This is a genomic window from Cupriavidus sp. 96C5-1 (assembly GCF_057798855.1).
The window spans coordinates 21695-33821 of record NZ_JBYOJU010000004.1 but is presented as its reverse complement, the minus strand read 5'-3'; the positions used below and the strand labels follow the sequence as shown (position 1 = coordinate 33821).

The window sequence follows — 12127 nt, the reverse complement described above, 5'->3', positions numbered from 1 at the left end:
CATCCGTGCCCCTTCCGTCTTTTTCCACCGTGCCGCCGTTGCCGCCGATGCCCGGGCCGGAGCGCCGGCAGCGCGGGCGCTGGCTGCCCTCGATCGTCTGGCTGATCCCCGTTGTCGCCGCCGTGATCGCGCTGTCATTGCTGATCCACGCATTGGTCGAGCGCGGCCCGACGATCACCGTGAGCTTCCGTTCCGCCGAAGGACTCATTCCCGGCAAGACCCCGGTGCGCTACAAGGCCGTGGATATCGGCCTTGTCAAGTCACTGCACCTGGCGCCGGACCGTTCGCATGTCGTCGCCACCGTCGAGCTGACTAGCGATGCCGAGCGTTTCTCGACCCGGGACACCCGCTTCTGGGTTGTGCGCCCGAGGATCGCCGTCTCCGGCATCTCGGGCCTGGAGACGCTGGTGTCCGGCTCCTATATCGGCGTGGACGCCGGCAGGTCCGAGGTGCGCAGACGCGCTTTCACCGGGCTGGAAGCGCCGCCTGTCGTCACCACCGATGCCTCCGGCAAGCAATTCGTGCTGCGCGCCGCCGACCTTGGTTCCCTCGATATCGGCTCCCCGGTCTACTACCGGCGCGTGCAGGTCGGACAGGTGGTGGCCTATCAGCTCAATCCCGATGGCCGGGATCTGTCGGTTCGGGTGTTCATCAACAAACCCTACGACCAGATGGTCACCGCGGATGCGCGCTTCTGGCACGCCAGCGGCGTCGATATCAAGCTTGACTCGGGTGGGTTCAAGCTCAACACGCAGTCGCTTGCCACCATGTTGCTCGGTGGCGTTGCTTTCCAGGCACCGGACGATTCCAAGGCCACTGCCGTGGCGGGAGACAACACCCAGTTCATGCTCGCCAGCGACCAGGCCAGCGCCTTCAAGGCTTCCGACGAACTTGCGCCGGCGCTGGCCGTGCTCTACTTCGACCAGTCCGTGCGCGGTTTGTCTCCTGGCGCTCCGGTGGATTTTCGCGGCATCGCGGTGGGGCAGGTAAGATCGATCGGCATCGAATACCAGCGCGACAAGAAGGCCTTCCGCATGCCCGTCGTAGTGGAGTTATATCCTTCCCGCATTGGCTTGAGCGCGCGCGACCTCGCGGATAAGCACTACGCCAGGGGCATCGCGGATGCACTGAACAAGCGCGGCCTTCGGGCGCAGCTGCGCACCGGCAACCTGCTGACCGGCCAGGTCTTTGTGGCCTTTGATTTCTTCGCCAACGCGCCGCCGGCAAAGCTCAGCCTGGACAACCCCGTGCCCGAGCTCCCCACCATGCCCGGCACGTTCGACGAGCTGCAGACCAAGTTGGGCAACATCGTCTCCAGGCTGGACAAGGTGCCATTCGAGCAGATCGGCCAGGACGTCCGGACCACGATGGCGTCGCTGGACAAGATGTTGAGCAATGCCGACAAGTTGGCTGCCCAGCTCAACGGCGATGTGATCCCGCAAGTCACCGTAGCGCTGCAGGACGCACGCAAGACGCTGCACGCGGCCAACGGCGCGCTGGACACAAACGCGCCGATGCAACAAGACGCGCGCCGCATGATGCAGGAGCTGACGCGCACCGCCATCTCGCTGCGTACCTTGACCGACTATCTGGAAGGGCATCCGGAAGCGGTGGTACGCGGCAAAAAAACGGATCAGGAGAAACCATGACCGGACGCCTCAATCTGCTACAGCCGGCTGCGGCTCTGGCGATCGTGTCCGCCGCCGCTGGGCTGGCCGGCTGCGCGTCGCCCGAGGCGCGCTACTACACGTTGTCACCGGCGGCGGAGGTTCGTCCAGCGACCACGCCAGTGCCCAGCCAGGCTCCGGAGCCTGTATGGATCGAAGTGGCACCCGTGCGCGTGCCGGAACGCATCAACCGGGCCAATCTTGTTCTGAGCAACAGCAGTGGCAGGCTCAGGCTATTGGAGCAAGATCGCTGGCCGGTATCGTTTCCGGATGAATTCCGCGACGCGCTGTCCCAGCGATTGCAAGTGAGCCTGGGCGCCGTCGATACCTACCAGCATGGCAGGTCCGGGGTGGCGTCGCTTTATCGCGTCAGTGCCGAAGTGGTGCAGATCGATGCCGAGATCGACGAACGCGTCAGCGCCATCGTCAACTGGACCGTACGCCGATTGCCCGACGGCAAGGTGACGGTGGGCCACACACGAGCGGACCTGGCCGCCGCAGGCGGCGTGGATGGCGTTGTAGCCGCCTATCAGCAGGTCGTGATCAACACCGCTGCCGACATCTCGGCGGCAGTGCGCTCACTGCGATCGTGATGGATGGATTTTGAGCAAGATTGACGGAACGGTTTATCCTCCCCATGTCGCGCATCGATGATTGCCGGATCCGCTGTCCTAGCGTGGAACGCGAACGGCGGCAGGATGCGCGTCCGGCCATTCCGGCAGCCATCAGCCTACACAAGGACACCCCCATGTCACTCTCCATGTATGAAGTATCGATCCCGGCTTTTCTGCGGGCATTTGACAACCTGTCGGCCATCCTGGACAAGGGCGCCGCGTTCGCGCAGGCACAGGGCATGGATCCGGCGGACCTGATCCAGACCCGGCTGGTGGCGGACATGGACCCGCTGCCGGCCCAGGTACAGCGTGCCAGCGACAGCGCAAAGGGTTGCGCGGCGCGGCTGGCGGGCATCGAGATGCCGTCCTTTGCCGATACCGAGACCAGTTTCCCCGAGTTGCAGGAGCGCATTGCCAGGACGGTCGCGTTCCTGAAGACCATCCAGCCCGCCCAGCTCGACGGCAGCGAAACCCGCACCATCGAACTCAAGCTGCGGCCCAATCCGGTCACCTTCGACGGCAAATCCTATCTGCTGGGTTTCGCGCTGCCAAACTTCTATTTCCACGTGACCACGGCCTACGACATCCTGCGCCACAAGGGCGTGCCGATCGGCAAGCGCGATTATCTCGGCCTGTCGTGAGCCGGCGCGGCGGTGCATCGGCCTGAATATTTTACTGTTCAGTACAAATAAACTGGCATATCATCCGCAAGGCGGCCCTGAGCCGCCTCCCGCGAGGTGTCCCGCCGGCGTTCCGGCGGCACGCGCAAACCACCATGGAGAAGCAAGGCATGAGCGGCAGGCCCCGCGAGTTCGAGGGTGAGGACGTGATCGAGGCGGCCATGGACGTGTTCTGGTCGCACGGCTATGAGGGCAGCTCCACGCAGGCGCTGTGCGAACGTACCGGCCTGGGCCGCGGCAGCCTGTATAACGCCTTCGGCAACAAGCAGGCGCTCTATCTGCAGGCGCTGCGCTTCTATCACGAGCGTGGCATCCAGATCCAGTCCGGCATCCTGAACGGACCGGGCACGCCCAGGGAGCGGCTGCGCGCCTTGCTGGAGTGGGGGATCGGGGAAGACCTTGCGGGTCCCCACCCGCGCAGCTGCATGGCGCTGTTTGCCGCCATGGAGCGCGGCCGCAAGGATCCCGCCGTGAGGGAGATCACGCACGAGTACGGCGCCCGCTTCGAGGGCATGCTCTGTCACGTTTTCGCGCTGGGACAGCGTTCGGGCGATTTTTCCGCCGGGCGCCCGGCGCTGGAACAGGCCCGGGCCTTCATGAGCAGCTATTACGGCTTGCGCGTGCTCGGGCAATCCATGGCGGACGGCGAACTGCTGCATGACGTGCTGGAGGGGACCCTGGCCAGGCTGTAGGCGGGCGCGGCCCGAACGTGGTTGGGGCGGCGATTTCCGGCTTGATGGGAAGTTGAAGGTCTTTGTCGCTCTGCGGTCTATGTGGCCGCTTTTCTTTGCTTTATTTTGTACTGATCAGTAAATAATGTCGAGCCGGGCCGTTGCCTTAATGGCTGGCCGAGGTTCGGCGGGCGTGCTGCTTCCACGGGTTTCCTCAAGGAGTGTTCCGATGCCAATCGTGATTTACGTCCTGGGCGCGACGATCTTTGCGCTTACCACCTCGGAGTTCATGGTGGCCGGCATGATGCCGTCCCTGACCGCCGCGTTCCACGTCACCGTGACCGAAATCGGCTATCTCATCTCGCTCTACGCGGCGGGGATGGTGATCGGCGGGCCGTTGCTGACCTTCGGCCTGTTGCGGATGAATATTCCGCACAAACGTGCGCTGCTCTGGCTCCTGTTGATCTATGCCGTGGGTGGGACCCTTGCCGCCATGGCGAGCGGCTACGGGACCCTGGCGGCGGCGCGGGTGGTCACCGGGGTCGCCGGCTCGGCCTGCTTTGGCGTGGCGCTGGCGATCTGCGCCGACATCGTCGGCCCGGCGTCGGGAGGGCGGGCGGCCTCTATCGTCCTCGGCGGCCTGATGCTGTCCACCGTGTTTGGCGTGCCGATCGCCACGGTGGTCGACGCGCATTTCGGCTGGCGTGCCAGTTTCTGGCTGGTGGTGGCGCTGACCGTCCTGTGCGGCGGCGTCATTGCCGCCATGGTGCCGGCGTCGCGCAAGGCGGAAGCGGTCAGCCTCGGCGCCGAACTCTCGGCCTTTGGAAACCGCCACCTGTGGGCGGCCTTCGCCACCAGCGCGCTGATTATCGGCGCCACCTTTGCGGCCTTCAGCTACTTCGCGCCGATTGCGACCCAGGTTGCCGGCTTCTCCGCCGCCGCCGTGCCGGTCCTGCTGGCCGTCTATGGCACGGCCAACGTGGTGGGCAACGCCGTGGTCGGGCGCTTTGCCGACAGGCATGCGATCCCGATCCTGCTTGGCGGGCTGACCGTCCTGGCTGCCACGCTGGCGGTGTTCGCGGGCTTCGCGGACAACAAGATCGTCGCCGTCGCCGGGTTTGTCCTGATCGGCCTGGCCGGCGTGCCGATGAATCCTGCCATGATCGCCCGCGTGATCAGGACCGCGCATCCCGGACCCTTGGTCAATACCGTGCATACGTCGGTGATCAATATCGGCCTTGGGGTGGGATCGTGGATGGGCGGACTCGGTATCGGCGCCGGCTACGGATTGCGCTCCCCGCTGTGGGTCGGTGTTGGCCTGGCGGTGGTTGGGCTGCTCAGTCTTTTGCCCTACCTGGGATCAAGGCGAAGGGGCGGTGTGCCGGCACTGGAATCGGCGCGACCGGCGCCGGATTCCCTGTGCTGATGCGGCGGTGAAACAAGGCCGCTGGTCCGACAGGATGGAACCGCCCGGCCGGCATCGGCCGGCCGGGCGGTCGCGGGTGAATGCGGCATCACCTTTCATGCTCCATGCGATCATGCCGCTGGTGGCGGCGTTCCGCCGTGACTATCCCGAGATCGAGCTGGAGCTCAATACCAACGACCAGATCATCGACCTGCTGGAACATCGCACCGACGTGGCCATCCGCATCGGCGCGCTGCGCGACTCGACGCTCCATGCGCGGCCGCTGGCCAGCCCGGCTTATCTCAAGGCGCGGGGCCGTCCGCGGACCGTGGGGGACCTGGACGGGCATAGCCTGCTCGGCTTCAACCAGCCCGATTCGCTCAATCGCTGGCCCCTGCGCGGCGTCATGGGAGAGGAGGTGCGGATCACGCCGCATCTGTCGGCCTCCCGCGGCGAGACCTTGCGCCAGCTGGCGCTGGCCGGGGAGGGGCTGGTCTGCCTGTCGGATTTCATGACCGATGCGGACCGGCGGCGCGGCGACCTGGTCCAGGTGCTGGCGCGCGATACCATCGACGAACGGCAGTCGATCAACGCGGTCTATTACCTTGACACCCAGCTTTCGGCCCGCATCGCCAGTTTCCTGGATTTCGCGGGCGAGCGGCTGCGCCAGGCAGGGTGGGCGGAGAACCAGGCCAGGCGGTGGGGCGGGCCGATGTCTGGAGCCGATTGCGCTCCTGTGCGAAAATAGCGGGTTAGCCGCAGTTTTTAGCCATCAGCCGCCAGTTGTCCATCCGGCATTCGCCGCGCGCCGGCCGGGACCCACCCCCGCCGGGGCGTCATGCCGGCGCGCTTCGCACGATGACTGGCCGTATTATTACTGCATTACCCACAGCATCACCTATCGCTTTACCAGCCAGCATGACTTACGCCGTCAAGGAAATCTTCTACACACTGCAGGGCGAAGGCGCCAACGCGGGCCGTGCCGCAGTGTTCTGCCGCTTCTCCGGTTGCAATCTCTGGAGCGGCCGGGAGGAAGACCGTGCCAGCGCGGTCTGCCAGTTCTGCGACACCGATTTTGTCGGCACCGACGGCACCGAGGGCGGCAAGTACCGCACCGCCGAGGCCCTTGCCGACATGGTGGCGGCCCAGTGGCCGCAAGACGTGGAGGGCAGCGGCGCGGGGCGGCCGCTGGTGGTCTGTACCGGCGGCGAGCCGCTGCTGCAGCTCGACGCGCCGCTGATCGCGGCACTGCACGCGCGCGGCTTCGAGATCGCCATCGAGACCAACGGCACGCTGCCGGTGCCCGAGGGCATCGACTGGGTTTGCGTGAGCCCCAAGATGGGCGCCGAACTGGTGGTCACGCACGGCGACGAGCTCAAGGTGGTGATCCCGCAGGATGGCCAGGATTTCGCCGCATACGAGCGCCTTGATTTCCGTCATTTCCTGGTGCAGGCCATGGATGGCCCGCTGGCACGGCAAAATACCGCCCTGGCGGTGGCGTTCTGCCAGCGCCGCCCGCGCTGGCGCCTCTCGCTGCAAACCCACAAGATGCTAGGCATCCGGTAAATCGCTCCGGCACTCATCGGCACCCATGAACAAGCAAGTTTCCATTACCCGCCGGCTGGAGTTCGACTCCGGCCACCGTATCCCCAACCATGGCGGCCAGTGCCGCAATATCCATGGCCATCGCTATCGCCTGGACCTGACGTTGTCAGGCGAGGTGCTGCATCGCGCAGGCGCCTCGGATGAAGGCATGATCCTGGACTTCAGCGATATCAAGGCGCTCGCCACCGAGCACCTGGTCTCCAAGTGGGACCACGCCTTCCTGATCCATCGCGGCGATACCGCGCTGCTGAATTTCCTGCAGACCATGGAAGGGCACAAGACGGTCGTGCTGGACGCCATTCCCACCGTCGAGAACCTGGCGCAGATCGCCTTCGACATGCTTGCCCCGGTGTTCAAGGATTGCTTCGGCCACCAGTTGCAGCTGACGCGGCTGGTGCTGTTCGAGACCCCGAACTGCTGGGCCGAGGTCAGCGCCGCCTTCACCCTGCCCGCGCAGGACTGAGGCGGCTCCGAGCGCATGCCAGCCGAGATGAGCGAACCCATCCTGCCGCAACCGGCCGACGCCAGCCCCGATCCCGCCCTGCAGCGCGACCGCCGCTATATGCAGGCTGCGCTGGACGAAGCGCGCAAGGCCGAGGCAGCCGGCGAAGTGCCGGTGGGCGCGGTGGTGGTGTGGAACGACCAGATCATCGCACGCGGGCATAACCTGCCGATCCGCTCGGTCGATCCCTCCGCCCACGCCGAAATGCAGGCGCTGCGCGCCGCCGCGCTGGTGATCGGCAACTACCGCATGCCGGAGTGCGAGCTGTATGTGACGCTGGAGCCGTGCGTGATGTGCAGCGGCGCCATCCTGCACGCGCGCATCCGGCATGTGGTGTTTGGCGCCACCGACCCCAAGACCGGCGCTGCCGGCAGCGTGCTCAACCTGTTCGAGCAGGCCCAGCTCAACCACCAGACCACGATCACCGGCGGCGTGCTGGCCGACGACTGCTCGCGCATGCTGAAGGATTTCTTCGGTGCCAGGCGCCGTGCCCAGAAGGCCGCCCAGAAGGCGGCGCAGGAAGCCGCGGGCGCCGTCGCCGGCAACGACACGCAGGATGCCGTGCCCGGCTGCGCCCACTGCAGCCCGGCCGCCACCGCCGCCGCTGTAAATTCCACCAACTCCGACCCAAGCCGAAGCCCCGACGCATGAGCCAGCCCACGACGATGCACACGCCGCCCACCGAAGTCCGCCTGATCGCGTCTTCGGGCTATCCGCACGATGTGGCCATCGCCGCGCGTGGCTGCGCCTGGCTCAAGGGGCATGGTTTCCACGTCGGCAATCCGGATGTGCTGGCGCGCCGCTACCTGCGCTTCGGCGGCAGCGATGCCGAGCGCCTGGCCGACCTGCACGCCATCGGCACCGGCGCGGCGCACGAGCTGACGCTGGCGGTGCGGGGCGGCTACGGCATCGCGCGGCTGCTGGAACGGGTGGACTTCGCCCGCATCGCCGAGCAGGCGCGGGCCAGCCAGACCCCGATCGTCGGCCACAGCGATTTCACGGCTTTCCAGCTGGCCTACCTGGCGGCCACCGGCGGCGTGACCTTTGCCGGCCCGATGCTGCTGGCCGACTTCGGCGCGGAGGTGGTGGAACCCTTCATGTGGCAGCACTTCAACGGCGTGCTGCGCGATCCGGCCTATGCCATCGAGGTGGCGGCGCCGCAGGCCGGCGGCCAGCCGTTCAGCGGCAGCGTGTCCGGCACGCTGTGGGGTGGCAATATGGCGATGCTGTGCAGCCTGCTGGGCACGCCGTTCATGCCGGCCATCGAAGGCGGCATCCTGTTCCTCGAGGATGTCAACGAGCCACCGTACCGGGTGGAGCGCATGCTGCTGCAGCTGGACCAGGCCGGCGTCCTGGGCGCGCAGCGCGCCATCCTGCTGGGCGACTTTTCCAACTATCGCGTGACCGACTACGACAACGGCTACGACCTGCCAGCCGTGGTGGCCTACCTGCAGGAACGCCTGCCGGTGCCGGTGCTCACCGGCCTGCCATTCGGCCACTGCCCGCAGAAACTGACCCTGCCTGTAGGTGGGCAGGCGCAGTTGCGCGCACGTGCGGATGGTTTCTCGCTGTCGCTGTCGGGCTATCCGGTGTTGAAAGCGGCGGCATCCGCCCACATCTAAGCCGTACCGCTTCGTAACTTCGCCCGCGGATGGTAAAATCGCGGGCTGATTCCCGAATTTCCTGCCCGGGCCCCCGCGCCAACGCACAGCCAGGTCGCCATGCCTGGCTTTATGCCGCCCACGCCGCCAGGCGCCCGGCATATTGCCAGGCGATCCGCTCTTGCCCTGCAAATTGGCTGGCGGCAGCCCGAGGCAAGCGCGCTAGTCCCGCGCCTCATCATTCATACAAGGTCCCAGACGTGCTTTCTACCGCAAACATCACCATGCAGTTCGGCCCCAAGCCGTTGTTCGAGAATATCTCGGTCAAGTTCGGCGAGGGCAACCGCTACGGCTTGATCGGCGCGAACGGCTGCGGCAAGTCCACCTTCATGAAGATCCTCGGCGGGGATCTCGAGCAATCCGCTGGCAACGTCATGCTGGAGCCGGGCGTGCGCCTGGGCAAGCTGCGCCAGGACCAGTTCGCCTATGAAGACATGCGCGTGCTGGACGTGGTCATGATGGGGCACACCGAGATGTGGGCCGCCGCCGCCGAGCGCGACGCCATCTACGCCAACCCGGAAGCCACCGACGAAGACTACATGAAGGCTGCCGAGCTCGAGGCCAAGTACGCCGAGTACGACGGCTACACGGCCGAGGCGCGTGCCGGCGAACTGCTGCTGGGCGTGGGCATCCCCACCGACCAGCACCAGGGCACCATGAGCAACGTGGCGCCGGGCTGGAAGCTGCGCGTGCTGCTGGCGCAGGCGCTCTTCTCGAACCCGGACGTGCTGCTGCTGGACGAGCCGACCAACAACCTCGACATCAACACCATCCGCTGGCTGGAACAAGTGCTCAACGAGCGCAATTCCACCATGATCATCATTTCCCACGATCGCCACTTCCTGAACTCCGTGTGCACCCACATGGCCGACATGGACTACGGCACGCTCAAGGTCTACCCGGGCAACTACGACGACTACATGGAAGCCTCCATGCAGGCGCGCGAGCGCCAGCTGGCGGCGAATACCCGCGCCAAGGAGCGCATCGGCGAGCTGCAGGACTTCGTGCGCCGCTTCTCGGCCAACAAGTCCAAGGCGCGCCAGGCCACCTCGCGCCTGAAGCAGATCGACAAGATCAAGGTCGAGGACATCAAGCCGTCGTCGCGCCAGAACCCGTTCATCCGCTTCGAGTTCGACAAGAAGCTGCACAACCTGGCGGTGGAAGCGGAAGGCATCACCAAGACCTACGACCGCAAGATCGTCAACAACCTGTCGATGGCGATCCAGGCCGGCGAGCGCGTGGCCATCATCGGCGAGAACGGCGCCGGCAAGACCACCTTGCTGCGCAGCCTGCTGGGCAACGGCATCAAGGGCGGCGTCGAGGTCGATCGCGGCACCATCAAGTGGGCCGAGAACGCCAATGTCGGCTATATGCCGCAGGATACGTTCGAAGAATTCCCCGTCGACCGCGACCTGATCGACTGGATGAGCCAGTGGACCCAGGCCGGCGACGACGACCAGTCGCTGCGCGGCACCATGGGCCGCCTGCTGTTCTCCGCCGACGATATCAAGAAGTCGGTCAAGGTGCTGTCCGGCGGCGAGAAGGGCCGCATGATCTGGGGCAAGCTGATGCTGGGCCGGCACAATGTGCTGGCGCTCGACGAGCCGACCAACCACATGGACATGGAATCGATCGAGTCGCTGCAGATCGCGCTCGACAAGTTCACCGGCACGCTGATCTTCGTCTCGCACGACCGCGTGTTCGTCAGCGGCCTGGCCACGCGCGTGATCGAAGTGCGCAACGATGGCACGCTGACGGACTACCTGGGTACGTATGACGAGTACCTGGAGTCGCAGGGGATCGACGGCTAAGCGGTCACTTCTCCGCAAACAAATGGGGCTGCCTTCGGGTGGCCCTTTTTGTTTCTTTATGCAGCTCGCTGAAGAACCTGCAGTACCGACTGGCGGGGGCACCTGAATTCGACGACATCGGCGTTCTGATTGCAGCCCCCGCGCCCGTTCGAACTCATCTCGTTGCCGGTGCGGTGAAATTAGCGCTTACGCTTCAAGAAGTACCTTGGATCCAGCCGTCCTTCACTGCGAAGGCGATCCAGGGCGACCGCGGCGCGATCCCGCGTACTCGCGGCCCACGCAGCCTTCAGTGCGAGACGGAGCGGGATCAGCCAGCGGCCGTGGCGGCGCTGCCTATGACGAGCCCATACGCGGTATTGCTGCCCCAGTCCGCCACCACGGCCCTGCGCCGATCCGCCGAGATGGCTAGGCCCACAGGGCTTCGGAATCCGTTGGCGACCACGCGGGTACGGCCATCGGCATGGACTTGCTTGACCTCGGACCCGCCGTAATCCACTACGTAGACCGATTCGGCATCCGCGATTGCGATACCCGGCCCCGGAGACGAGAACTCTCGCGAGACGGTACGCGCGCGGCCGTCAGACGCAGCGTACGATACGCCTCCGCTGATATTCGAAATGAAGTAGCCACCGTCCGGCATCTGGACGGCGCCGACCGGCGTTTGCAGCTCACCTTCCACGGCCACCGAGAGTTTGCCTGCCGGGTCGGCGGCAAGGATCTGATTGGTTCGTCGGTTGGCGATCAACAAGCGCCCCTGGTTGTCGAATGAAAGGCCGGCTGGTGTTGCCAACCCGCGTGCGAATACCTCGGGCTTACCGGAATCCTTGATCCGCCAAACCAAATCCGAGCTGTACGAGGCAACGAATAGGTCACCGTTTGCGGCAATCGCCAGACCAGAAGGACCGCTCAATCCAGAGGCAATCGTCGTGACCTGGCCGCTCTTTTCGACCCGGATGATAGTTCCAGCGCTCCAGTTGGCCACCAGCAAGCGCTCCTCGGAATCCAATGCCATGCCTACCGGCGAGGACAACCCGGAGGCAACAGTGCGCTCGCGTTGCCAGAGCATCCCTTTGGCGGCCGATGCGCCGCGCGCCAGCGGAGACAGGAAAGGGCTCGTTGCGAGAAAGAGCAGAAGAGTTCGACGCTTCATCTTGGCATTGCTCCTGACGACTTCACAGTCGCCGTATGATCCCGCCCGGGAGGGGCTTGGGGTGTAACGTGAATGCACCGCCATCCAGGGGTTGGCAAAAGAAAATGCAATGCCTGCCGGTGAGCCGGAGATTCGCCTACACCTGAAGCGCTGGTGGGTGCGCAGAGGTTCTGCAGAACCGTAACTACTTGCTCATTCGCCCGTGCTGCAAGCACTTCCTCGGCAGATAGCATCGCGTTGAGCGTCACGGGGACGGCAACATGAACATGGTTTCCACTATCCGCTCGCGCGTGCCACCGACACTGGCTGGCGATGCGTATGGACGTTGCATTGTTGTCCACGTTTCAACCGTAATGATTCT

General features: G+C 65.3%; 11 protein-coding genes and 1 pseudogene. 11 read left to right on the top strand and 1 reads right to left on the bottom strand.

What is annotated here, in order from left to right; translation table 11 throughout:
• Positions 1-47: 47 nt before the first annotated feature.
• From AC3FOF_RS06895 to AC3FOF_RS06845, 11 genes and pseudogenes are all read left to right on the top strand, one after another.
• Positions 48-1649: a PqiB family protein gene (locus AC3FOF_RS06895; RefSeq protein WP_488726294.1), complete on the top strand. Its 1602-nt coding sequence runs from the start codon at positions 48-50 to the stop codon at positions 1647-1649.
• Positions 1646-2260: a PqiC family protein gene (locus AC3FOF_RS06890; RefSeq protein WP_017228506.1), complete on the top strand. Its 615-nt coding sequence runs from the start codon at positions 1646-1648 to the stop codon at positions 2258-2260. The genes AC3FOF_RS06895 and AC3FOF_RS06890 overlap by 4 nt, the downstream gene beginning before the upstream one ends.
• Positions 2261-2415: 155 nt before the next feature.
• The gene (locus AC3FOF_RS06885) at positions 2416-2922 is read left to right on the top strand and encodes a DUF1993 domain-containing protein (RefSeq protein WP_035813907.1); all 507 of its coding nucleotides are present in this window, start codon (positions 2416-2418) and stop codon (positions 2920-2922) included.
• Between the two features lie 149 nt (positions 2923-3071).
• On the top strand, positions 3072-3653 hold the full coding sequence (locus AC3FOF_RS06880; protein WP_035813909.1) for a TetR/AcrR family transcriptional regulator: 582 nt from the start codon (positions 3072-3074) through the stop codon (positions 3651-3653).
• 208 nt (positions 3654-3861) lie between these two features.
• A complete protein-coding gene (locus tag AC3FOF_RS06875; protein WP_488726133.1) occupies positions 3862-5058 on the top strand; it encodes an MFS transporter in 1197 nt (398 codons plus the stop codon).
• A 49-nt stretch (positions 5059-5107) separates the two neighbouring features.
• A pseudogene (locus AC3FOF_RS06870) lies at positions 5108-5785 on the top strand (LysR substrate-binding domain-containing protein); the annotation flags it as partial.
• Positions 5786-5955: 170 nt separating this feature from the next.
• Complete coding sequence (queE, locus tag AC3FOF_RS06865) at positions 5956-6603, top strand: 7-carboxy-7-deazaguanine synthase (RefSeq protein WP_276264871.1); 648 nt, start codon at positions 5956-5958, stop codon at positions 6601-6603.
• A gap of 25 nt (positions 6604-6628) precedes the next feature.
• Positions 6629-7105: a 6-carboxytetrahydropterin synthase QueD gene (queD, locus tag AC3FOF_RS06860; RefSeq protein ID WP_017228512.1), complete on the top strand. Its 477-nt coding sequence runs from the start codon at positions 6629-6631 to the stop codon at positions 7103-7105.
• Positions 7106-7132: 27 nt separating this feature from the next.
• On the top strand, positions 7133-7795 hold the full coding sequence (tadA, locus tag AC3FOF_RS06855) for a tRNA adenosine(34) deaminase TadA (RefSeq protein WP_276264872.1): 663 nt from the start codon (positions 7133-7135) through the stop codon (positions 7793-7795).
• Positions 7792-8766 carry a muramoyltetrapeptide carboxypeptidase gene (gene ldcA, locus AC3FOF_RS06850; protein WP_276264873.1) on the top strand — a complete coding sequence of 325 codons (975 nt, stop codon included), beginning with the start codon at positions 7792-7794 and terminating at the stop codon, positions 8764-8766. The genes tadA and ldcA overlap by 4 nt, the downstream gene beginning before the upstream one ends.
• Before the next feature lie 239 nt (positions 8767-9005).
• Positions 9006-10616: an ABC-F family ATPase gene (locus AC3FOF_RS06845; RefSeq protein WP_035806471.1), complete on the top strand. Its 1611-nt coding sequence runs from the start codon at positions 9006-9008 to the stop codon at positions 10614-10616.
• 307 nt (positions 10617-10923) lie between these two features.
• On the opposite strand, the gene AC3FOF_RS06840 is transcribed toward AC3FOF_RS06845, so the two are convergent.
• Positions 10924-11766 carry an NHL repeat-containing protein gene (locus AC3FOF_RS06840; RefSeq protein ID WP_488726132.1) on the bottom strand — a complete coding sequence of 281 codons (843 nt, stop codon included), beginning with the start codon at positions 11764-11766 and terminating at the stop codon, positions 10924-10926.
• Positions 11767-12127 lie beyond the last annotated feature (361 nt).

Coding starts and splice junctions, on each gene's coding strand:
- AC3FOF_RS06895 (WP_488726294.1), top strand. CDS start 48: ATGCCCGGGCCGGAGCGCCGGCAGCGCGGGCGCTGGCTGCCCTCGATC.
- AC3FOF_RS06890 (WP_017228506.1), top strand. CDS start 1,646: ATGACCGGACGCCTCAATCTGCTACAGCCGGCTGCGGCTCTGGCGATC.
- AC3FOF_RS06885 (WP_035813907.1), top strand. CDS start 2,416: ATGTCACTCTCCATGTATGAAGTATCGATCCCGGCTTTTCTGCGGGCA.
- AC3FOF_RS06880 (WP_035813909.1), top strand. CDS start 3,072: ATGAGCGGCAGGCCCCGCGAGTTCGAGGGTGAGGACGTGATCGAGGCG.
- AC3FOF_RS06875 (WP_488726133.1), top strand. CDS start 3,862: ATGCCAATCGTGATTTACGTCCTGGGCGCGACGATCTTTGCGCTTACC.
- queE (WP_276264871.1), top strand. CDS start 5,956: ATGACTTACGCCGTCAAGGAAATCTTCTACACACTGCAGGGCGAAGGC.
- queD (WP_017228512.1), top strand. CDS start 6,629: ATGAACAAGCAAGTTTCCATTACCCGCCGGCTGGAGTTCGACTCCGGC.
- tadA (WP_276264872.1), top strand. CDS start 7,133: ATGAGCGAACCCATCCTGCCGCAACCGGCCGACGCCAGCCCCGATCCC.
- ldcA (WP_276264873.1), top strand. CDS start 7,792: ATGAGCCAGCCCACGACGATGCACACGCCGCCCACCGAAGTCCGCCTG.
- AC3FOF_RS06840 (WP_488726132.1), bottom strand. CDS start 11,766: ATGAAGCGTCGAACTCTTCTGCTCTTTCTCGCAACGAGCCCTTTCCTG.